This window comes from Rubrivirga litoralis, assembly GCF_031846415.1.
GTDB lineage: Bacteria > Bacteroidota > Rhodothermia > Rhodothermales > Rubricoccaceae > Rubrivirga > Rubrivirga litoralis.
In genome coordinates this window covers 1-20,024 of record NZ_JAVRHT010000043.1, presented here as the reverse complement: position 1 = coordinate 20,024, position 20,024 = coordinate 1, and the positions used below count along the sequence as shown (strand labels likewise).

General features: G+C 73.7%; 22 protein-coding genes. 10 read left to right on the top strand and 12 right to left on the bottom strand.

The features are described 5' to 3' along the window. Nucleotides 1–4: 4 nt before the first annotated feature. The 5 genes from RM540_RS14410 to RM540_RS14390 all read left to right on the top strand — a co-directional run bounded on the left by RM540_RS14410 (nucleotide 5) and on the right by RM540_RS14390 (nucleotide 6,796). A complete protein-coding gene (locus tag RM540_RS14410; RefSeq protein ID WP_311665352.1) occupies nucleotides 5–973 on the top strand; it encodes a type IV secretion system protein in 969 nt (322 codons plus the stop codon). A gap of 7 nt (nucleotides 974–980) precedes the next feature. Beyond that, a complete protein-coding gene (locus RM540_RS14405) occupies nucleotides 981–1,934 on the top strand; it encodes a type IV secretion system protein (protein ID WP_311665351.1) in 954 nt (317 codons plus the stop codon). Nucleotides 1,935–1,955: 21 nt separating this feature from the next. Further along, complete coding sequence (locus RM540_RS14400; RefSeq protein ID WP_311665349.1) at nucleotides 1,956–2,948, top strand: TrbG/VirB9 family P-type conjugative transfer protein; 993 nt, start codon at nucleotides 1,956–1,958, stop codon at nucleotides 2,946–2,948. A gap of 66 nt (nucleotides 2,949–3,014) precedes the next feature. Then, on the top strand, nucleotides 3,015–4,874 hold the full coding sequence (locus RM540_RS14395; RefSeq protein ID WP_311665347.1) for a TraB/TrbI/VirB10 family type IV secretion system protein: 1,860 nt from the start codon (nucleotides 3,015–3,017) through the stop codon (nucleotides 4,872–4,874). A gap of 2 nt (nucleotides 4,875–4,876) precedes the next feature. Next, nucleotides 4,877–6,796, top strand: a complete 1,920-nt coding sequence (locus RM540_RS14390) for a type IV secretory system conjugative DNA transfer family protein (RefSeq protein WP_311665345.1) — start codon at nucleotides 4,877–4,879, stop codon at nucleotides 6,794–6,796. Between the two features lie 43 nt (nucleotides 6,797–6,839). Here RM540_RS14390 and RM540_RS14385 read toward each other — a convergent pair whose 3' ends face one another. The 4 genes from RM540_RS14385 to RM540_RS14370 all read right to left on the bottom strand — a co-directional run bounded on the left by RM540_RS14385 (nucleotide 6,840) and on the right by RM540_RS14370 (nucleotide 11,735). Continuing rightward, nucleotides 6,840–9,155 (bottom strand): relaxase/mobilization nuclease domain-containing protein, encoded by a 2,316-nt coding sequence (locus RM540_RS14385; protein ID WP_311665343.1) that lies wholly within the window; start codon nucleotides 9,153–9,155, stop codon nucleotides 6,840–6,842. Beyond that, the gene (locus tag RM540_RS14380) at nucleotides 9,152–9,574 is read right to left on the bottom strand and encodes a plasmid mobilization protein (RefSeq protein WP_311665341.1); all 423 of its coding nucleotides are present in this window, start codon (nucleotides 9,572–9,574) and stop codon (nucleotides 9,152–9,154) included. The genes RM540_RS14385 and RM540_RS14380 overlap by 4 nt, the downstream gene beginning before the upstream one ends. 977 nt (nucleotides 9,575–10,551) lie before the next feature. Continuing rightward, nucleotides 10,552–11,238: a recombinase family protein gene (locus RM540_RS14375; protein ID WP_311665339.1), complete on the bottom strand. Its 687-nt coding sequence runs from the start codon at nucleotides 11,236–11,238 to the stop codon at nucleotides 10,552–10,554. A 23-nt stretch (nucleotides 11,239–11,261) separates the two neighbouring features. Next, entirely contained in the window at nucleotides 11,262–11,735 is a 474-nt protein-coding gene (locus RM540_RS14370; RefSeq protein WP_311665337.1) for a hypothetical protein, read from the bottom strand. A gap of 302 nt (nucleotides 11,736–12,037) precedes the next feature. Between RM540_RS14370 and RM540_RS14365 the strand changes: the two genes are divergently transcribed. Together RM540_RS14365 and RM540_RS14360 are read left to right on the top strand one after the other, a co-directional pair. Next, a complete protein-coding gene (locus RM540_RS14365) occupies nucleotides 12,038–12,499 on the top strand; it encodes an Xre family toxin-antitoxin system antitoxin (protein WP_311665335.1) in 462 nt (153 codons plus the stop codon). A 15-nt stretch (nucleotides 12,500–12,514) separates the two neighbouring features. After that, entirely contained in the window at nucleotides 12,515–13,006 is a 492-nt protein-coding gene (locus RM540_RS14360) for an RES family NAD+ phosphorylase (RefSeq protein ID WP_311665333.1), read from the top strand. A 58-nt stretch (nucleotides 13,007–13,064) separates the two neighbouring features. Here the strand turns inward: RM540_RS14360 and RM540_RS14355 are convergent, their stop codons facing one another. Further along, entirely contained in the window at nucleotides 13,065–13,271 is a 207-nt protein-coding gene (locus tag RM540_RS14355) for a hypothetical protein (protein ID WP_311665331.1), read from the bottom strand. A gap of 105 nt (nucleotides 13,272–13,376) precedes the next feature. Between RM540_RS14355 and RM540_RS14350 the strand changes: the two genes are divergently transcribed. Further along, nucleotides 13,377–15,074, top strand: coding sequence for a site-specific DNA-methyltransferase (locus tag RM540_RS14350; RefSeq protein ID WP_311665329.1), 1,698 nt, complete (start codon nucleotides 13,377–13,379; stop codon nucleotides 15,072–15,074). Between the two features lie 163 nt (nucleotides 15,075–15,237). Continuing rightward, nucleotides 15,238–16,131, top strand: coding sequence for a hypothetical protein (locus RM540_RS14345; RefSeq protein WP_311665327.1), 894 nt, complete (start codon nucleotides 15,238–15,240; stop codon nucleotides 16,129–16,131). Nucleotides 16,132–16,152: 21 nt separating this feature from the next. Here the strand turns inward: RM540_RS14345 and RM540_RS14340 are convergent, their stop codons facing one another. The 7 genes from RM540_RS14340 to RM540_RS14310 form a co-directional block, all read right to left on the bottom strand. After that, on the bottom strand, nucleotides 16,153–16,392 hold the full coding sequence (locus tag RM540_RS14340) for a hypothetical protein (protein WP_311665325.1): 240 nt from the start codon (nucleotides 16,390–16,392) through the stop codon (nucleotides 16,153–16,155). 10 nt (nucleotides 16,393–16,402) lie between these two features. Next, nucleotides 16,403–16,684, bottom strand: a complete 282-nt coding sequence (locus tag RM540_RS14335; RefSeq protein ID WP_311665323.1) for a hypothetical protein — start codon at nucleotides 16,682–16,684, stop codon at nucleotides 16,403–16,405. 10 nt (nucleotides 16,685–16,694) lie between these two features. Next, nucleotides 16,695–16,940, bottom strand: coding sequence for a hypothetical protein (locus tag RM540_RS14330; protein ID WP_311665321.1), 246 nt, complete (start codon nucleotides 16,938–16,940; stop codon nucleotides 16,695–16,697). Nucleotides 16,941–16,944: 4 nt separating this feature from the next. Next, on the bottom strand, nucleotides 16,945–17,220 hold the full coding sequence (locus RM540_RS14325; RefSeq protein ID WP_311665319.1) for a hypothetical protein: 276 nt from the start codon (nucleotides 17,218–17,220) through the stop codon (nucleotides 16,945–16,947). Nucleotides 17,221–17,332: 112 nt separating this feature from the next. Further along, complete coding sequence (locus tag RM540_RS14320; RefSeq protein WP_311665317.1) at nucleotides 17,333–17,668, bottom strand: hypothetical protein; 336 nt, start codon at nucleotides 17,666–17,668, stop codon at nucleotides 17,333–17,335. A gap of 68 nt (nucleotides 17,669–17,736) precedes the next feature. Beyond that, nucleotides 17,737–18,882, bottom strand: coding sequence for an ArdC family protein (locus tag RM540_RS14315; protein WP_311665315.1), 1,146 nt, complete (start codon nucleotides 18,880–18,882; stop codon nucleotides 17,737–17,739). A 67-nt stretch (nucleotides 18,883–18,949) separates the two neighbouring features. Beyond that, a complete protein-coding gene (locus RM540_RS14310) occupies nucleotides 18,950–19,642 on the bottom strand; it encodes a hypothetical protein (protein WP_311665313.1) in 693 nt (230 codons plus the stop codon). 130 nt (nucleotides 19,643–19,772) lie between these two features. Between RM540_RS14310 and RM540_RS14305 the strand changes: the two genes are divergently transcribed. Beyond that, a complete protein-coding gene (locus tag RM540_RS14305; RefSeq protein ID WP_311665311.1) occupies nucleotides 19,773–20,021 on the top strand; it encodes a helix-turn-helix domain-containing protein in 249 nt (82 codons plus the stop codon). The last annotated feature ends 3 nt before the right edge of the window (nucleotides 20,022–20,024 follow it).

Sequence of the window (20,024 nt, the reverse complement as noted above, 5' to 3'; positions counted from 1 at the left end):
CCCCATGACGCACCCCTCGCCCGTGGGCTCCCGTCTGCCCGTCGGCCCCGCCGGCGGGTTCGCCCGACGCCCCGCCGTCCGGTGGGCGCTCGTCGTCGGATGCGCCGCGGCCACCGTCCTGCTGGCGCCGGCGGTCGCGGCGCAGACCTCGTCGCTCGACCTCATCACCGACGACTACCGTTCCGCGGCGGAGAGCGCCAGGCCCATCGTGCTCGGCATCGCGCGGGGGACGTTCGCCGTCCTGGCCGTGATCGAGGTCGCGCTCGCGGGCATCTTGTGGGGGTTGAAGGGTCGGGGAGTGGCCGACGTGATGAGCGGGCTGGCCCTCAAGTTGGGCTGGCTCGGCTTCGTGTTCGCGCTGCTGGCGAGCTTCGACTTCTGGTTCATGCCGATCATCGACGGCTTCGTGGCCGCCGGCCAGCGCACGTCCTCGGGGGCGATCATGAACCCGGGTGACATCCTCGCCTCTGGCGCCCAGATCAGTACGAGCCTCCGGGAAGGCTACTTCGAGCAAACGTCCGGGTTCGAGTACCTGCAACCCAGCTTCTGGGACGCGACGGCGACCGTGATCCTGTCGGGGATCTTCATCGAGTTCGTCTACCTCCTGATCGCGGCGTTCGTCGTGTTCACCTTCGTCGAGGCCTACGTGGTCCTGACCACCGGCGCCCTCGTCATTGGGTTCGCCGCCTTCCGAGGGACGGCCGGGCTCGCGGACCGATTCGTCGCCTACGCCTTCGCTGTGGGCATCCGGCTGTTCCTGCTGTTCTTCCTCGTGGGCATCGGGCAGAACATCGCCGCGCAGTGGGGGCCGATGCTCGCCGCCGACCCCACCAGCAAGGCCCTCCTCCTCCAGGTGCTCGGGGGCTCGGCCTGCTTCGGACTGATCGCCATCGTGATCCCCGCCAAGGTCAGCTCCCAGCTCACGAGCAGTCTGGAGCCGGGCTTCGCGCGGGCTCTCTACGCCCTCGCCTAACCCTGCCATGCCCCTCGCTCAAGACCTCTGGACCCGCCTCAAGACCGGCCGCGCGCCGGACGCCGCCCCCGCGCGCCCGAACAACCGCGCCGTCGAGCCCCGCCCGCCGGCGGTGGCGGGCGGCGACGGGAGCCCCCCCCCCGGCTGGGCCTACAAGCCCGGCCAGTCGCCGTCGGTCGCGGAGGGCCGCCACGAGTTCACGCGCACGTTCTCGGACTTGGCCAAGGGCAAACGGAACTGGCAGCTCGTCGCCGTCTTCTCGCTCGCGCTCCTCGGGATCAGCTTGGTCGGCCTGGTCACGCTCGCGCTCCAGAGCCGGACCGTCCCGTACGTGGTCGAGGTCGACCGGCTCGGCCGGGTCGAGGCCGTGGCGCCCGCCGAGGCCGTCCCCGCAGCCAGCGACCGCGTGGTGATCGCCAGCTTGGCCCGGTTCGTCTCCGACATCCGCACGATCTACAGCGACCCCGTGGCCCAGCGCGACGCGGTGTTCCGGGCGTACAGCTACATCGCGGGCGACGCCCGCGACTTCTTGGAGGGCTACTTCTCGGACCCCCAGAACGACCCGCGCGCGCTCGCCGCCGAGCTCCGCCGCTCGGTCGAGATCGTGAGCGTGCTGCCCATCCCGACCGGCAGCGACGACGAGGACCGCGTGTACCGCGTCCGCTGGAACGAGGCCGAGGTCTCGACGCGCGGCGGCACGCGCGAACGCGCTTGGGAGGGCTACATGACCGTCGAGGTCCAGCCCCCCGTCACCACCGAGGGCATCCAGCGGAACCCGCTCGGCGTGTTCGTGACCGACCTGAGTTGGTCGGCGCTGGCCGGGAACGGGGTCCTCGAAGACCCGGGCTTCGCCCCCAGCCCCGACGCGCCCCCGGCCGACGGTCTCCCGGCCGACGCGCCCGGCGGCCGGGTCCCGGCCGGTCCGACCGCGGCCGCCCCGGCGCCCCCCGACAGCCTCTAACCGCGCCCCGGCGCCCCTCCGATGTTCCCTCGACTCGCCCTCCCCCTCCTCGCCCTCGCCCTCGCCAGCGGCCCGGCCCGGTCCCAGGTCTCCGTCGCCGCGCTCGACACCTACGACCCGCCGCCCGTCGGCGCCGCGGTCGGGGACGGGTTCACGTCCGGGGCCGTCGTCGTCACGCCGTCGCAGATGGAGGACGCCCTGACGGAGCTCCTCTACGAATACCGCGACACCGGACGCGCCCGCACGCTCCGCCAGTCGACCATGATGATCTTCCCCTACGGCCACTCCCAGCCGGTCCTGGCGACGGCCCCGCTGCGGGCGTCGGTCATCGAGCTGGAGCCGGGCGAGATCGTCTTCGGGATGGCGGCCGGGGACACCGAAAGGTTCGCCTACGAGATGAGCTATACCGGGCAGGGCGGCGACACGCCCATCGTGCTGGTGAAGCCGTTGGACACCGGGATCACGACGAACCTCGTGATCTCGACCGACCGGAGGATCTACCACGTCACGCTCGACGCGGCCCCGTCCAACGACGACGTGCTCGTCACGAGCGAGAACCCCCAGGGCCGCTACGCCCGCCACATCAAGTTCTACTACCCCGACGCGGCGCTGGCCCGGCTGGCGGACGGCCTGGGCGCGGAGGCCGCGTTCTCGGCCGCCGACCAGGGCGGCACGCTCGCCTCGCTCTCCGACCTCCACTTCGAGTACCGCGTCGACGGGGACGACGCGGTCGAGGAGTCGGTCCGGCGGGTCTACGACGACGGGGTCCACACCTACATCGAGCTCACCGACCGCGCCCAGCGCTCCGGCTCCGCCCCGGCCCTGTTCGTGCTCGGCCCCGACGGTCGGCGCGAGTCGCTGAACTACGTGCTCCGCGACGGCCGGTACATCACCGACCGCGTGTTCGGCCGGGCCGAGCTGGTCCTGGGTGCGACCGTCCGCAAGGGGTTGTTTGGCCTGGGCGGCAAGCGCCAGGTCGAGCGGAAAGCGGTGCTCGCCCGGCTCACCGACTAGCCGCAGGCCGCTCCCCCCCCACCCCGCGCCGCCGAGGCGCCGACACCCGCGCTCCGCGCGACTCCGATGGCCGACCCGACCGCTCCCCTCGACCCCCGCCCCGCGCCGACACCCGTGGTGGACGACTTCGACAGCTGGCTCTCGCCCACCGCCCCCCCGGACGCCGAGCCCCTGGCCAGCGCCCCGCTGCCCCCCGGCCTCTCGGCGTCACGGGGCGAGGAGCCCGGTGAGACGGAGGCCTTCGACCGGGGACGCGCCTTCGAGGAGGGCCGCGAGTTCGCACGTGGGACGACGGACGCCCGGTACGAGGCCGTCGGCGTCAACCGCCGGCTGGTCCTCGGGGGCGTCCTCGGGTTCGTCGCGCTCGTGCTCCTCGCCCTCATGCTCGTCACGGGCGGCGACGGGGACGAGCGCGTCGCCGCGGACGCCCCCGTCCGAGAGGCCGCCCCGCCCGAGTTCATCGACCGGACGCCCCCCGCCCCCGCTTTTGCCGATCCCGACCCGTTCGTCTACGAAGAGCCGCCGTACCAACCGGCGCCCGGTGCCGGCCCGGCGCCGGTCGACCCGTACGCGCCCCCGCCCTACGCCGAGCCGTCGTACCCCGCGTACAGCGACCCGTACAGCGACCCGTACGCGGCCAGGCCTTCGGAGCGCTCGGCGGCCCCCGAGACGGCCGCGGCGCCCGTCGACCCGCGGCGCGAGCGGTACCTCAAGGCGCGCTCGTCGGCGCTCATGGTCGACGGCGGCGCCGGCGCGCTCAGCGTCGGGGGGCAATCGGCCGGGGCCAGCGCGGCGGGCAGCTCGGCCGGCCCCTTCGCCGTCCGGCCCCAGACGCCGGGCGCTCCCACAGAGGCGCCCGGCGTGCGGACGCCCGACCAGCAGGCGGCCTACGACGCGCTCCGCCCCGACCAGCAGGCGGCCTACGACGAGACGGTCCTCGTGATGCGCGCGTTCGGCGTGGACCCGACCCGGGCCGAGCCCGCGGCGGCCAGCGCCGCCCCGCCGGCCGCCCCGCCCGCGAGCGCCCCCCGCCCCGCCGCCGTCGCACCCCCGGAACCGTCGGCGGCCCTGGCGGCGCCGCCGGGGCCGGTCACGCGCGAGGAGTTCCTCCGCCGCGTCCAGGGCGGGGCCGGCGGGGCGGCCGAGCCCTTCCGCGTGGAGATGCCCCCGCGCGAGACGCGGGCACGGCGCAGCCCGCTCGTCCGGCGCTCGACCGACCAGCGTGGTCCCTCCGCGGGCGACGCCCCCCTCTTCGTGGCGCCCACCGCGGACGGGGTGGTACCGACCCCGCCCGTGCCGGCGCCCCCCGCCCTCTCGCTGCTGCCGGGCACCGTCATCCCGGCCGTGCTCCTGAACGGGATGAACTCCGAGCTGCCCGGCGACGTGATCGCCCAGGTCGAGCGCGACGTGTACGACTCGGCCTCGCTCCGCTACGTCCTGATCCCCAAGGGGACGCGGCTCGTCGGCGCGTACGACGACCAGGTGGCCTACGGCCAGAACCGGGCGCTCGTGGCCTGGACGACGATGGTGTTCCCGGACGGCCGCGTGGTCCCGCTCCCGGGTCTGCCGGGCGTCGACCTCCAGGGCGCGGCCGGCCTCCAGGACCGGACCGACCGGCACCTCGACCGCGTGTTCGGCGCGGCCGTCGCGCTGGCGGCGGTCGGGACCGGGCTCGAGCTCGCCACGCCCGACAACAGCGGCGACGGGGTCGACCTCTCGCCCCAGACGGTGGCCTCGGCCCAGGTCGCCATCGAGCTCTCGCGCGTGGCCACGCAGGTGCTCCGCCGCGAGCTCGACGTCCAGCCGACGATCACCGTCCGCCCCGGCTACCGGCTCCTGGTGTTCCTGGCGCGAGAGATGCAGTTCGACGGTCCCTACACGGCGGCCCCCGACGTCGGCCGGTTCCGCCGCTACGCGCCCCGCTAACCGTGAGCCTCGGCCCGTCAGGCGACCCCCAATCCCCCGTCCGCACCCGGGTCTCGTCGCCCTCGGGCGGCCCCGCCCTGGCCGCCTTCGTCTTGGGTCTCCCGGCCGCCCTCGCGCTCGTGGCCACGACGCAGGCGCTGGCCTACCGGGCGCAGTTCCACCCCGCGCTCGGGGAGCCGCTGGTCGCGCTGCCGGCGGACCTCGCGGGGGCCGCCGGGGCGGGGGCCGCCGTGCTCGCCGTCGGCGCCGTCGCCTCGCTCTGGGGGAAGGCCCGGTGGGGGTGGGCGCCGTTCGGCGTCCTGGTGGGCCTGGCGGTCCCGCTGGCGCTCTTGGCCGTCGGGCCGCTCTACCCCGTCGACGCCGGCGCCCGGTGGGCGTGGCGGGCCGTCCAGGCGGGCGGCCCCGACGGCAATTTTGTGTTCCTGGTCGCCGGCCTCTGCTTCTTCGGCGGGTTGGTCGTCGCCAGTTCCATCGCGGGGAGCGCTAAGGTCCGGGCCGCCGGCACGCACGGGACGGCGAGCTGGGGCAACGGTGGGTCCCTCCGGTCCAAAGACGGGCTCCTCCTCGGCCGGCATCGGGGGACCGACCTCCGGTATTCCGGGCCGGGCCACCTCCTCACCGTCGCCCCGACGCGCGCTGGCAAGGGCGTGGGGGCCGTCGTGCCGGCGCTCTTGGAGGCGGAAGACTCGGTGCTCGTGACCGACCCGAAGGGCGAGAACTTCGCCCTCACAGCGGCCTACCGCCGCGACGTGATCGGGCAGCGCGTGGTCGCGCTCGACCCGTTCGACCTGGCCGACCGGCTCGACCTCCCAACGGACCTCCGGCGCTCCGCGCTCGGGGCCTACAACCCACTCGACCTCGTCGACCCCGCCTCCCCCGACGCCGTCGACGACGCGGCCATGATCGCGGACATGCTCGTCGTGCCCGAGCCGGGTTCTCCGGGTTCGTTCTGGGACGACGAGGCCAAGGCGCTCCTGGCTGGCCTCGTGCTCCACGTCGCCTCGGTGGCCCCAGATCGGTCGTCGCGCACGCTCCTCACCGTCCGCGCGCTCCTGACTCTCTCCCCCACCAAGTTCAAGGAGCTCATGGCGGCGATGGCGAACTCCCTCCACCCGGCCGTCCAGCGGGCCGCCAACCGGCTCCAGCAGAAGGAGGACCGCGAGCGCTCGGGCGTCGTGTCGAGCGCCCAGCGCCACACGCACTTCCTCGACTCGGCCCGCATGGAGCACGTGCTCGGCGGCTCCGCCAGCGGCGACGCCCACGCCGGACCGGCGCTCACGCTCGCGGACCTCGGCCGCGGCCCGTTCACGCTCTACCTCGTCCTCCCCCCGGACCGCCTCGACACGTTCTCTCGTTGGCTCCGGCTGGTGATCGCCTGCGCCGTCGCGGAGCTGGCCCGGACGCCGCCGGTCCGTGGACGGCGCGTGCTGTTCCTGCTCGATGAGTTCGCCAACCTCGGCCCGATGGCGCCGGTCAAGCGGGCGGTCTCGCTCCTCGCCGGCTACGGGATCCGCGTCTGGACCTTCCTCCAGGACCTCACCCAGCTCAAGGGGCTCTACCCGCGCGACTGGGAGACGTTCGTCGCCAACGCCGACGTGATCCAGGCGTTCAGCGTCACCGACCAGACGACGGCCGAGTACCTCAGCAAAATGACGGGGAGAACCACCGTGTTCGGCCAATCGCAGTCGGCTGGGAAGAGCCGTGGGAAGCACTACAGCCGCTCGGCCGGCTCCTCGGCCTCGGAGCAGGGCCGCGACCTGGTCACCCCGGACGAGCTCCGACGGCTCGGACCGGACGAACAGCTCTTGCTCGCCCGTGGCGAGGACCCGGTGATCGCGGCCAAGGTCCAGTATTACGCCGACCGACGCCTAAAACGCCGGGCCTCCGACGTACCGGCCGCCCTCTCGCGCTCGGCGGCCTAGGCCCTCGACCGCCAGCGGCTGGCGGTCGCGCTCGGCGGGCGCGCTAGCGCTCCAGGCCTCGGACGAGGGCCTTGGCCGCCGACACCGAGCGCGACACCGTGCCCAGGCCGGTCTTCCCGATCCGCGAGGCCACCCGCGCTTGCTGAGAGGGCGTGAGCCCCCGCACGGCACGCGCGAGCTCGGCCGACGCCGCGCGCGTGCCGGGCACCCGGCCGAGCCCGCGGTCGACGGCCCCCCTCAACCGGCCCGCTCTCCGCTCGACGGCTTCGGACAGCTCACGGCCGTTGATCTGCCCGACCGCCCCGCTCCGCAGCCCCAGAGCGCGGACGGCCTCGGTCGCGCTGCTCCGCGCCTGGTGGGCGCTCGCCACCAGCGGTCCCGTCTCCTGCACGCGGCGCGCGACGTTCGCCGCGTGATCGGGGACGGCCGCCGGCTTCGAGAAGAGCTTGCCCAGGCGCGACTGTGTTGGCGTCTCAGGCCTCCCTCCAGCGGAGGGAGGGGCCACCATCTTCCCGAACTTCTCCGGCTCGCGCGCCAGCAACTCGGACACCTTCTCCGGCCCCGCCTTCTCGGCGTAGCCCAGCATCCGCGCCCTCGCCTCCGCTGGCCGCTCGTAGATGCGCCCCAGGTGGACGTCGAGGGCCTGGGTCTTCTCGCTCGCTTGGCGGGCGAGACCGACGGCCCCGTCCACCCGCCCCTTGTAGCGCGACACGGCCCCGAGCGCCGTCGCCGCACGCTCGTAGCCGTGGGCTCGGCCGACGAGCGCGACCACGCGCTCGACCCGCGCCGTCTCCCGCGCTCGCACCAATCCCCGCAAGCGGCCCTGGGTCGTCCGCTGCGCCCTCCCGGGCGGGGCGTCCCGCTGGGCCGGCGCCCCCGTGGCCGCCGCACGGCGACCGGCCAGCGACGCCCGCGCGACGCCCAGCGTCAACCGCGCCGCCTTCTGGGCCACCCGGGTCTCCGGGTCCTGCTCCGCCCCGCCCCGGATCGCCCGGCCGACCGCGCCCCGGACGGACACCGGCTGGAGCCGACGGCCGACCTTGCCCAAGGCCGCCGCCGCTCGACGTCGAGACAGCAGCGACGCCGGCGCCCGCGGCGCCCTCGACGGAGCGCCCTCCGCCGCCGCCCTCCCCCTCGCCGCCGACGGGAGCACGAGGGCGGCCGGGTCGCCGGCCGCCCACGCCGCTTTCCGCCACTGGTCGTGGGCGTCGAACGGCCCCAGCCGCCGTTCGAGGTCGGCCGCCGGGGCGCCGAACCGCGACGTCGACGTGCGCGGCGGCCTCCCGGCGTCACTGGCCCGCCCTTCCTTCGACACCACGAGATCCGTCCCCGCCCGCTCGATGTGGTACCCGCTCCGGCCGATCCGGCGCTCGAGGTCCGCCCAGCTCGTGGCCCGGCGGAGGTGGCCGCCGATGTGGAAGTTGACGGCCCGCGTGTGCTCGTCCATCCCCTCGTACCACGGCCGGCGCTCCCGGGGCGATGCTTCGACGGGGGGCGCGGAGTCGGCCCGCTCTCGGGCGGACAGCGTAGGGGCCGCACGGCCGGGGGCCGCCCGGTCGTAGTCCCGGAGCGGCCCCAACCGGGCCTCCAGTCGGCCCCGGCTCACCGACCGCGAGACCGACGACAGCTTGGCCTCGCGCTCGCCGTCGGTCACGACGGCGCCCTGCCCCCGGCGCTCAATCGTCAGCCCGCGCGCCGCCAGCCGCGCGTCCAGGTCGGCCCAGCTCGACGCGCCCTTGAGGTCGTCCAGAGACGAGGCCCGGACCTCGGCGGCGAACCCGCGGTCCCGGGCAACGCCCCGGACGGGCACCGGCTCGCGCGCCGCCTCGCCCCCGTAGAAATGCCGGAGTTCGGAGCCCTCGTCGGACCGCTCGGCCGCCCGCTCCACCCGCGCCACGCGCTCGGCGTTCCACCCCGTCCAGCGCACGCCGAGCTCGCGCTCCTGGGACTCCATCGACGCGCGGATTTTATAGTGGTCGTTCTCCTTCGACCAAGCCTTCCCATCCGGCCCAACCCGGTTGACCATCAGATGCACGTGCTCGTGCGCCCTGTCGGTGTGGCGAACGATGAGCGCCTGGTGGTCCTGCAAACCTAGGTCCCGGAGCGTCCGGTCGGCCGCCGATCTCATCTCGGCCTCGGTCGGGCGGTCGTCGGCGTCGAACGCGACGATCACGTGGTACACCGGCCTCTTCACCCGGGCGCTCTGGCCCGCCCACTCCTCCATCTCCGTCACGACCTGGTCGACGTCGCGCCCCTCCAGGTTCCGGGTCTCGACCCACCCCACGCGGCCCTCGTCCTTCTGGACCAGGTAGCCCCCGAGGGCTCGGAAGCTGCCCCCCACGTTCGACGCGCCGATCATCCCTGGTGCCAGGCGAAGGGGTGCTCCCGCGCGGCCTCCGGCGGCTCGCCGCCCAGCCCCTCGACGGCCGCCCGGACCGCCGCCAGCACCGCGCCCAGCTCGTCCCCGTGCTCGACCTGGCCGGCCCGGTGCGCCACCCGAACGAGCTGGTTCAGGTTCACGCCGAGCCGGCGCAGCAACGCCCGGGCCTCCGCGTCGACGCGGGCCTCGACGGGCTGGTCCAACGCCCGGCGCCGGAGGTAGTCCGACGCCGACAGGCCGGCCTCCTTCGCCTCGTGCTCGATGCCCGCCTTCTCCCTGGCCGTGACCCGGACGTAAACGCGGGCGTCCCGGTTCGGGGTCGTGCTCTTGGGACGGCCGCGTCGACGCGGCCGTGATTTCGGCGCACCGCCGCCAGCAGGGGACGAACCATCAGTCATGGGATCGGCGCCGCTTCCGGCGTGGGGACGGGGTCCAGCTTGAGCATCCTGCGGAGCGGGACTGCGAAGGCTCAGGAGGGGAGGTCGAGGCGAAGCTGAGGCCGGTCCGCTTTTGTGTCCGCACAAAAGCATAACTTGCCCATTCGTGAAGACCCTCCCGCTCTCCCCATGATACGGCGCCCGTCTGGATCGGTTGCCGAAGCCGCTCTCCCGGTCTCCGTCACCGATCGGCGCTCCTGACCGGCCCGCTCGTGGGTCCGATGTTGAGCGAGGGCAGCCCGCTCCTACGATGTGACGCCGGCCCCTCCCGACACGGCTGGAACTGCTCGGGCAAGGAGGGCCGCCGTGGTCCCCGACCGACAGGCCCGGTCTCCGCTCGACCCGCTCGGTGGTCTCCGCGCCCGACCTCCCGCGCCGACGCTCTGGCTGTGGGGCCGACTCCGAAGCGCCGGCTAGACGAGGCCAGCGACCGACCGCTCAGGCGCTCGTGATCGGGGCCGCTCTCGAGCCGAGACCCTCCCGGCTCCACCCCCTGATCGGTGGCCGGCGACCCTCCGACGTTCGACCGTCGGATGCCGGGCCGACCACTGTGAGGCCGTGCCGCGAGACCGCCGCTCCCCACGCCCTCACGCCCCGGGGCTCATGCCGGGCGGCCTCTAGAAAGTCGGGGCCGCTCCAGCCCGGGCAAGGGCCGCTCCAGCGCTCCGCGCCTCCGCTCCGTGCTCGCCGTCCTCCCCCCCTCGCTCACGCCGTCCGGTCCCCGTCCGCCGCTCGGTCGTGCGGGTGCGGGCGGCTCTGCGCGGCCCCGGCCTCCGGCCTTTGCCCCGCCCTCCGCCGGCCCTCGGATGCAGCGGTCAGGCCGCACGACACGAGCGCTCCCTGCCCAGCCCATGCGAACTCTGAAACCAACTCGTCGGTGGACATCAACGAAACTCGGGGTCCACTCTGGACCGCCCCTGGGCTCCTCAATTCTGAATTCAGGAAGCCGGCCCGGGCAGTCCTAGACGGAGGAGGTATTTGGACACCGTGTTGTAGCTCAGGCCGGTCGCCTCGACCCCCTCCCGGCGCGCGGTCTGACCGGCCTCCGAACGGCCCAGTTCTCCGGTCTCGACACGCATCTCAACGCTGCTGATAATCTGTGCTAGTGTGGCCTGGTGTTCCTCGAACTTCGACGGCCGGCCCAGGGTCTTGCCGGCCTTCCTGGCCCGCCTCAGTCCGGCCTTCGTCCGCTCCGAGATCCGAGCCCGCTCGTCCTCGGCCACCGCCGCCAGCACCGCGAGCACGATGTCTCGAACGAGCTTGTTCTCGCTGGCCGTCGACAGCAGCGGCTGGGTGTAGCTGTGGACGCTGACGCCGGAGTCCGCCAGCTGCTCGACGTACGCGAACGTCGTGGACACGCCCTCCCGAGTCAGCCGGTCGAGCGCCCAGAACAGGAGCACGTCGAACTCGCGTCGGAGCCCGTCCCCCATCATCCGGTCGAAGTCCCTCCGGTCCGCTCGGCCCTTCCCGCCCGAGGCCCGGTCGACGTAGCGCTCGGTGACGTCCCAGCCCCGGGCGTCGGCGTAGGCGTCGAGGTCGAGGAGCTGGTTCTCCGTCGTCTGGGAGTCGTCGTCCTTCGAGACCCGGAGGTAGACCGCGCACCGGGTCGGGCTCGCAGCGCTCACGGGGCGTTCGTCGTGGGGACCCACTACGGCGCGCGCCTCGGGCCGGCGACGAGCGCGAGCGCGATGGCGGCGAAGAACGCGAAGCCGAGGAGCCCGAGGGCGAACTCGCCGGAGTCGAGGCCGACACCCACGGCGAGGACGGCGGCGACGGTCAGGGCAATCGCCGTGGGGAGCGCCCGGCCCCGTCCGCCGTCGGCGGGTGGGGCGGTCGAGGGGGACTCGGCGGCCGCGCGGACGAGGGCGGGGTCGATCCCGGCCGCGTGGGCGGCCTCCTCGATCTCCCCCAGCGTGAGGCCGGAGTCCTGCGCTGCGGTCGCCCCCTGCTGCCGGGCCGCGCTCCGGAGGATCGCGACGGCCTCGGCCTCGGAGTACGTCCGGTCGGCGGGCGGAGGGGGCTCCGCGGAGCCGGGCGTCAGTGCGCCGCGGGCCGGCTCCGGGTCACGGTCATAGGCCGGACGTTGGCTGGCCGACGAGAGGTTCGGGGGGAGGCTACTCATGGGGTCGGGGGCCGGGGCGCCCTCCACCGACGGCGCGCTCGCCCTCGCCCTCGCCGTCCTAGGCGGACACTGGGGACGGTCGTGTACGGCCGATGGGGGAGCTGAGGAAGATACGGACGGGCAGCCCTGGGGTTTCACAAACCGTCCGTTTTATGAAGCCCCGAACCGACCCCTCCTCCGGGGTGAAGGAGCCGATTCGGGGGGGATCCCGGAGGCCCCCTTTTTTGAGAAGGACCGGGGTGCCGAAACCGACCGCGCGCGAGCTTGTACCATCTGGTGAAACCAAAACGCCACTTGACTACATGGCCGAGACCGCCGCTCGCCCCGCCCCACCCGCCGGCCCCTCCCCGGGCGGGCCGTTCCCGGCCCGCGCGTTCCCCGAACTCGCGGCCGGCTCCCCCTCCGAGCTCGTCGCCGCCGTCCGCGACGGGCTCCCCGCCGAACGGTTCGACGCGCTCCGCGACGTGCTCGGGGTCCCGTCGGCCGAGCTCGCCGCCGTCCTCCGCCTCTCCCCCTCCACGCTCCGCCGCCGACGCGAGCGCGGCCACTTCGACGAGCTCGAGAGCGACCGGCTCGTCCGGCTCGCCCACGTCGTCGTCCGGGCCGTCGAGGTCATGGAAAGCGAGCGCGACGCCCGGGCGTGGCTGACCTCGCCCTCCCACGCGCTCGGCGGCGAGGCCCCGCTCGACTACGCCTCGGTCGGGACCGGCGCCCGCGAGGTCGAGCGGCTCCTGACGAGGATCGAGCACGGCGTGTTCAGCTAGCCCGTGGCCGACCCCTTGCCCGTCGCCACGGACGAGCCCGGAGGCGGGGCCGTCGTCGTGTGGCGGCTCGTGAAGGCCCGGTGGGCGGCCACCGCGTTCGACGGCGAGGGCGCCCGGCGCGGCGGGGGCCGGTGGAATAGCCCCGGCGTCCCCGTCGTCTACCTCGCGGGGACCCTCGAGCTCGCCCAACTCGAGGTGCTCGTGAACCTCCCCACGCCCCGGCTCCTCGGGTCGTACGTCGCCTTCCGCGTCTCCGTCCCCTCCGGCCTCGTCGAGGCCGTCGCCCCGAGGGAGCTGCCGGCGGACTGGCGGCGGGACCCGGCCCCCCGCTCGGCCCAGGCCGTCGGGGACGCCTGGGTGAGGGCGGAGCGTTCCGCCGTGCTCCGGGTCCCGTCCGCCGTCGTCCCGTCGAGCCCGAACTACCTCGTGAACCCAGCCCACCCCGACGCCCGGCGCCTCGTCGTGGACGGGCCGTTCGACCCAGCTCTCGACCCGCGCCTCCAGTAGAGCGTGGGGCACGGGCTCTGTGGCCTCGAATTTGCCGCCTTAGCTCACGCTACGGGGGTCACGCTCGCTCCTCGCCGGGCGTCCCGCCTGGGCACGACCTCTCCTGGCCCCGTAGCCTCTCGTAATCGAGCAGCGGGTCAATCGGCCCTATCACCCCGTCGTCGGCCAGGACGTGGGCCTCGTAGATGGAGACGGGACGGCCGAGCCTGCACATGGCGCGTAAGCAGATCTCTAGCTCCGAGTCGTGGAGGTCGTCGAAGTTCACGGGGTTCAAGGGGGGGTACGGCTGGTAGACTCGGGCGGGCCGGGGGCGTAACCCCGGCCCCCAAGATTCGCGCCCACTCCGACGCCCCGCCCGACTCGTACTCGCTTGACCAACACGCTCTACTTCGGGGACAACCTCGACGTCCTCCGCCGCTATGTCCCCGACGAGTCGGTGGACCTCGTCTACCTCGACCCCCCGTTCAACTCGAACGCCGACTACAACGTCCTCTTCGCCGCCCGCGACGACACCGACAGTGCAGCCCAGATCGAGGCGTTCACCGACACCTGGCGGTGGGACCGGGCGGCGGCCGAGGCCTTCGACAACGTGGTCTGCGGCGACGACGACGGCGTGTGCGACTTGCCCACGAGCCGGACGCTCCAGGGTTTCCGGGCCATGATCGGCGAGTGCGACCTGCTCGCGTACCTCGCGTTCATGGCCCCCCGGCTCCTGCAACTCCGGCGGGTCCTGAGGGACACCGGCTCCGTCTACCTCCACTGCGACCCGACGGCGGCCCATTACCTCAAGGTGCTCATGGACGCCGTGTTCGGGCCGGAGCACTTCCGCAGCGAGGTGATCTGGCAGCGGACGGGGTCCCACAACAACGCGAAGCGGTGGGCGCCCGTCCACGACACGATCCTCTTCTACTCGAAGGGCGACCGCTACACCTGGAACAAGGTGTACCAGCCGCTCCCCCAGGAGACCATCGACGCCTGGTACAACAACGTCGAGGAGGGCACCGGCCGGCGGTACAACCGGGCCGACCTCACCGGCGCCGGGACGCGCGAGGGGCCGTCCGGGGAGCCGTGGCGGGGGATCGACCCGACCGCGGCGGGGCGGCACTGGGCCATCCCCCGGTTCGTAGGCGACCTCGTCGCCGGGCTCTCGACCCACGACGCGCTCGACGCCCTCGACGCGGCCGGGCGCATCCACTGGCCGCAGAAGGAGGGGGGCAAACCGATGCTCAAGCGGTACGTCGAGGAGGCCCGGGGCATCCCGGCGCTCGACGTCGTGACGGACGTCGGCCCCCTCAAGAACTCGTCGGCCGAACGGCTCGGGTACCCCACGCAGAAGCCGGAGGCCCTCCTCGACCGGATCATCGAGGCGTCGAGCAGGCCCGGCGACGTCGTCCTCGACCCGTTCTGTGGGTGCGGGACGGCCGTGGCTTCCGCCCAGAAGCTCGGCCGCGGGTGGATCGGGATCGACGTGACTCACCTCGCCGTCGGGCTCATCCGTCAGCGGCTCCTCGACCAGTACGGGGAGGCCGCGGACTTCCAGGTCGTGGGCGAGCCGACGAGCGCGGCCGGCGCCGCACGCCTCGCGGAGCTCGACCGCTTCCAGTTCCAGGCGTGGGCGCTCGGGCTCGTCGGCGCACGCACGGCCGCGAGCTCGAAGAAGGGGGCCGACCGGGGCGTGGACGGCCGGCTCTTCTTCCGCGACGACGGCCGGGGGACGAAGCGGGGGAAGACCCGCCAGGTCCTCTTCTCGGTGAAGTCGGGGAAGAACGTCTCCGTCGCCGACGTGCGTGACCTCCGCGGCGCCGTCGAGCGCGAGGGCGCCGACCTCGGCGTGCTCCTCACGCTCACGGACCCGACGAAGCCGATGCGGCAGGAGGCGGCGAGCGCTGGGTTCTACGAGTCCCCGACGTGGAACAAGCGGTACCCCAAGCTCCAGATCCTCACGGTCGCCGACGCCCTCGACGGCCGGGGCGTTGAGATGCCCCCCGTCCGCCACACGAACGAGACGTACCGGCAGGCGCCCCGGGCCACCGCGAAGGCCGCCGCTCAGGGCTCCCTCGGACTCTGACCCTGAGTGGGCCGGGGCCATACGCGCGCTACTTCAACGGAGGGCCTCCGACGGGTACTGGAACAAGGCCTTCCGGCACGCGGAGGCCACGAGCGCTATCGGGCTGTCGTGTCTGCCCAGCCGTCGAACCGCAACCGCAACCGCAACCGGAACTGCCCCGCCGTTGAACGCCCCCATCTCCCCAGCGGACCAGTTCGGGCTCTTGGTCGGAGGGATCGAGGAGGCCTCCAAGAACGCGAGGTCGATCCTCTTCGCGCTCGTTGCGACGGCCTCGTACGTGCTGCTGGCCCTGCTCCCAGGAGCGAGGGCGGGGGGAGTCGTCAGCCTCCCTGTGATCGACGCCAACGTGCCCGACGCCTACTTCTTCGTAGTAGCGCCCGTGTTGATCCTGGTCCTGTTCACGTACCTCCACATCTACCTACACCAGTTACAAACTAGGCTCATAAGGTTTTACCAGATATGCGACGGGAAGAGCTGGACCGTGGAGCCCACGCTTCTACTGTACCCGTGGCTCTTCGTGTTCGGCAGGTCGGGGCGGGGCGACAACCTCTTGCAGAAGGCCGTCGCCTTGCTCGTAGTGTGGTGGGTCGCGCCACTGGTGGAGTTGGTCATCTGGGCGAACTTCGTGGGCCAAGAGAGCATCGTGTCGCTCGTCCCCCTGGCGTGCGTAGGACTCTCGCTCCTCGCGGGGAGCCACAGCCGAGCGAAGTCGATGTCCAGACGCGGCCTGTCGCTGGTGGCCGGGGTCCAGACCGCGCTGACCGTGGTCACCGTCTCCTCCGTGTCCACCCTGAGGAACAGGCTCGGCCTGTCCGGTCTGTGGGACAAGTTCAGAGTCGTCCTAGAAAGCGCTGATGCCGCCAACGTGTCGTCCGTCATAGCCCTGGGACTGGTCGGCTTCAGCGCCAGCCTCTTGTTGAAGCGGCTCACGAGGCCCAGCGCCGTGCCCCTCGAGAGGTTCACTCCGCCGACGCCTGAGCAGGAGTTGGCGAGCCTGGGCCTCAGCCCACCGAGGCCCGTGTCTCCTCCAAAGGGCCGCCGCCGGGGTCAGGACTAGCGAACGGGACCGCGCGCTGCCCTACTCCGTGACGCCGTCGAACGCGGCCCGGTAGCGGCGGGCGCCTACGAGCGCCGAGCGGTACGTTCCCGGGTCGTCGGAGAGCAGACGACGGACGAGGCTGGTCCGGTGGACGTCGTGGTCCGTCACGGTGAGGCCCGGCCCCAGGGCGAGGGGCTCGCTCCGCGGCGGCAGGCCGCGGAGCCAGGCGACCGCGTTGTCACGGGCGAGCGCCTGGCCGTTGGGGTCGTCGGCAGTCACGGGCCGGCGTCTAGAACGGCCGGTCCTCGGGGTGGACGACGTAGACCGGCCGGCCCCCGACGTCGCCGGCCGAGCTGACCAGCTCGTGGTCGAGGAGCGCGTCGAGCACCTCGGCCACCGTCAGCGTCGCGGCCTCGTCTAGCAGGTCCAGCACGTCGACCGCGGTGAACTTCGGCGGCGCGGACGGCTCGCAGAGCCGGTCGAGCACTCGGACGGCCGAGAGGGGGAGGGCGTCGGGGATCGAGGGGCACGCGGGCTCTACGGGCAGCGTGCGCGGGGAGTCGGGAGTCATGGGATCGGTGTCAGGAGTCGTCCGACGATACGGCCGGCTGCTCACGCGCGAAGCAGTCACCGAGCGCGTCGAGCGCGGCCGCGAGCTCCGCGGCGAGACCGACGGCGCGCGCGTGGACGGCGCGGGCGTCGTCGGCGTCGGGGCCGTCGAGGTGGGACAGCGACCGCCCGACTTGGTCGAGCTGCCCCTCGGCTCGGCCGAGCTCACGGAGCGCGTTGCGGGTGCGGGTACGGCAGATGAGACAGAGCTGGGGCATGGGGCTACGGGACGGGGTCGGGGAGGACCGGGTGGACGGGGAAGGGGTGGAGGCTCGCGCGCAACGCGGCGGCCTCGCGGTCGGTGAGCCAGGCGATCCACGTGTCGGAGTCGACGTAGATCTCGGCCTCGTGGACGCCGTCGTACTCGATGCCCTCGTCCTCGAGCGCGAGCGTGGCCGCGCGGACGGAGCGGCACGAGCGCTCGCGGAGCAGGGCCACGAGGCGCGCGACGAGGGCGCGGTCGTAGGGGTCGCCGGTGACGTAGAGGGTGCGGGGCATGGAGATTGGGTCGGGAGCAGGAAGATCCAAGAGCCGGGCCGGGCTCCCGGATCTGGCAATCTCGGGCGAGGGCGGGGCGGGCCGGACGTTTTGCGTCCGGCCCACGCCCGGCTCAGTATTCGGAGGGGAGGAGGACCGTCGTGGCCGAGCGGTCGGCCTCGGTGATGATCCAGAGCCGGCCGCCGGCCCTCCCCTCCGTGGAGGGGAGGTCGTAGGCCGAGAGCACGCGGGACCCGACGACGAGCGCGCGGTCGTTGGCCCGGGCGTCGTCGGCGCAGACGGTGCCCCAGTCGCCCGACTGGTGCCGGTGAATCAAAGACACGACGTTGATCCCGTGGGCTCGGGCCACCTCCAGGGCTCCAGGCGTCGCCACGATCTGACCGAGCGCGAAACGCGGGCGGCCCTCCCTGGTGGTCTTCCTGGCGGTCTTGCGGGTGGTGCGGGTCATGGTAAGGGGGGGGTTGCCGTTGCCGGCGGTGGCGGAACGGGACGGGGTGCCCGGCGCCGGGCGGGCCGTCAGTGGGACGAGACCGGGGGACGGTCGGCGTGGGCCGTGCGTGGGACCCCGTCGGCGTCGGTAGCCGAGGCGGCGACGGCGCCGCGCGCGACGTCGGCCGTCAGCGTCCCGGAGCGGTGGGCCTCGACCAGCTCGACCAGGCGCCAGCCGAGCGCGTCGATGGCCCCGAGCTGGGCCTGAACCGACGCGGCGCGCTCCTCCGGCGTGTCGCCGGTCGCCCACGAGCGGAGGTAGGGGAGCGAGGCCGTCGACGTGTCGAGACCGAGCACGTAGCAGGCGAGGTAGGCGGCGCCCTCGGCCTGGATCTCGCGCGCCGCCTTCCCGATCCCCCGAGCGTCCGCGCCGTCGTGGGCGAGCGCGTGGACGACCTCGTGGGCGAGCGTGGACGCGCGGCGGTCGGCCGGCCCCTCCTTCACCCCGATCTCGCGGCGGGCCGCGTCGCAGACGCCGCCCGCGGTGCGGACGTGGGCGGCGTACGTCCCGACGGTGTAGCCGATGGCCTGGGCCACGGCCACCAGGTCGGCCGCGACGTGCTCGAAGTCGTCGCCGGTCAGCTCCGGGATCGGAGACGCGTAGACCAACGCCTCGGCCTCCCGGCCCTCGATGGCCTCGGTTTGGTCGATGTCGAAGACGGTCGCCAGTCGGAACCCCGACACGGTCCGGGCGCCCTCCTCGCGGCCACGGGCGGCGCACTCCTCGGCGGTCAGCTTGCGGAGCGTCGGGGCGAACACCTTGTAACCACGCTGCCCCTTCTGGACCTGGCGGCCGTGCCCCTGCCACGCCCGGAACCCCATGAAATGACGGGCGGAGGCGCCGCGCGTGCGCGCCTGGGCGCTCAGGAAAAGGGCGTTGCGGCACGAGTAGCGGCGGAAGTTGGCCCGGAACTCCAGGTAAGCGGCGAGCGCCTCGGGGTCCTGGGCGACGTGCTCGACGCCGGCGGCGAGGGTCGCGGCGGCCTCGTCGCGGCGCTGCTGGGCCTGCTCGGTCTGCTTGGCGGTGGGCTTGGTGCGGGTGGCCTTGGGCATGGTCGGGGGAGTCGGGCGCCGCGGGCGGCGGAGTGGGGCGAAGGGAGAGCCGTAGGGGCGGCCCAAGTCGAGGGCGGGGCGGGCCGTGATCGGCGCGATGGCGGGGAGCGGTCGGAGCATGGGGCCGGGGCGGGTAGAGCCGGACCGGCCCCCCGCCCCCGGCCGGGGGCGGGGGCCGGCGGGCCGGCTAGAGGAGGTCGGCGAGGAGCGCCTGTAGCTCGGCGGCCGTCTCCGGGCTCGTGGCCGTGCGCTGGGCGGCGGCCCACGTGAGCGCGGCGGCGCCCACCTCGACGGCGACGTTCACGCCCCGCGTCTTGCGCACCAGGCGACCGCCACGGCCCACGACGGGCTCCCCGCCCGTTACCGCGATCACGGCCACGCGCACCGGCCGCGGGTTGTCGAGCGCCGGGAGCCAGGTGTTTGCGTGCTTGGGCTGGACCTGGCCCAACCGCAAGCCGAGCCCGAACACGGCGGCGCGGTCGCGCTGGCACACGTGCCACCTGTCCTGAGCGTCGAGCCGGGAGGCCACGGCGGCGGCGGCGTCCTGGTAGCTCGCCGTCCCGACGAGCTTCGAGGGGACCGCGAGCGACGCGAGGTTGCAGTCGGCCGAGAACCGCACGGCGTCGGCCGCCTTCTGCTCCACGTCGAACCGGGCGCCCGTCGCCCGCGCGCACGCGGCCCAGGCGGCGGCCTGGCGGCACAGCTCGCGGGTCGAGCAGCGCGGGACACGGGCGGCCACCTCGCGCATGGCGACGCGCAGGCAGGCGGCGTAGGTCTCGCGGGGGTACTCGGCGCGGAGGGCACGGGCGGCGGCGTGGGCCTGGCGCATGGAGTGGGAACGGGCGGCGTTGGCGAGCCGGGAGCGGAGGGATTGGGGCATCGGAGGGGCGCCGGGGCGGCGGGTGGTGATGTCCCCAATATAGTCTATTGAGCTATATAGTCCTACGGCCTATGTGCCTCCCGGGCACTCTCCATAGAACCTTCATAGTCGCTCAGACTATCATACCCGCATGACCCCCTCCCTCGTCCCCGAGTCCGAGCTCCACACCCGCGCCCGCGCGGCGTGGGAGGCCTCCGGGCTCACTCAGCGTGAGGTGGCCGCCGCGCTCGGCGTCTCTCAGCCGACGCTCTCTCAGGCCCTCAACGACCCGAAGCGGTCCCTCTCCGACCTCCGCATCCGGATCATCGAGCGGTACGGGGATACCCGCGTGTCCGGCCCCCTCTACCAGCTCGACCCGTCCAGCTCGTCGCCGTCCTAGCCG

Coding starts and splice junctions, on each gene's coding strand:
- RM540_RS14400 (WP_311665349.1), top strand. CDS start 1,956: ATGTTCCCTCGACTCGCCCTCCCCCTCCTCGCCCTCGCCCTCGCCAGC.
- RM540_RS14315 (WP_311665315.1), bottom strand. CDS start 18,882: ATGCTCCGACCGCTCCCCGCCATCGCGCCGATCACGGCCCGCCCCGCC.
- RM540_RS14365 (WP_311665335.1), top strand. CDS start 12,038: ATGGCCGAGACCGCCGCTCGCCCCGCCCCACCCGCCGGCCCCTCCCCG.
- RM540_RS14310 (WP_311665313.1), bottom strand. CDS start 19,642: ATGCCCCAATCCCTCCGCTCCCGGCTCGCCAACGCCGCCCGTTCCCAC.
- RM540_RS14405 (WP_311665351.1), top strand. CDS start 981: ATGCCCCTCGCTCAAGACCTCTGGACCCGCCTCAAGACCGGCCGCGCG.
- RM540_RS14385 (WP_311665343.1), bottom strand. CDS start 9,155: ATGATCGGCGCGTCGAACGTGGGGGGCAGCTTCCGAGCCCTCGGGGGC.
- RM540_RS14305 (WP_311665311.1), top strand. CDS start 19,773: ATGACCCCCTCCCTCGTCCCCGAGTCCGAGCTCCACACCCGCGCCCGC.
- RM540_RS14410 (WP_311665352.1), top strand. CDS start 5: ATGACGCACCCCTCGCCCGTGGGCTCCCGTCTGCCCGTCGGCCCCGCC.
- RM540_RS14380 (WP_311665341.1), bottom strand. CDS start 9,574: ATGACTGATGGTTCGTCCCCTGCTGGCGGCGGTGCGCCGAAATCACGG.
- RM540_RS14395 (WP_311665347.1), top strand. CDS start 3,015: ATGGCCGACCCGACCGCTCCCCTCGACCCCCGCCCCGCGCCGACACCC.
- RM540_RS14320 (WP_311665317.1), bottom strand. CDS start 17,668: ATGACCCGCACCACCCGCAAGACCGCCAGGAAGACCACCAGGGAGGGC.
- RM540_RS14370 (WP_311665337.1), bottom strand. CDS start 11,735: ATGAGTAGCCTCCCCCCGAACCTCTCGTCGGCCAGCCAACGTCCGGCC.
- RM540_RS14335 (WP_311665323.1), bottom strand. CDS start 16,684: ATGACTCCCGACTCCCCGCGCACGCTGCCCGTAGAGCCCGCGTGCCCC.
- RM540_RS14330 (WP_311665321.1), bottom strand. CDS start 16,940: ATGCCCCAGCTCTGTCTCATCTGCCGTACCCGCACCCGCAACGCGCTC.
- RM540_RS14325 (WP_311665319.1), bottom strand. CDS start 17,220: ATGCCCCGCACCCTCTACGTCACCGGCGACCCCTACGACCGCGCCCTC.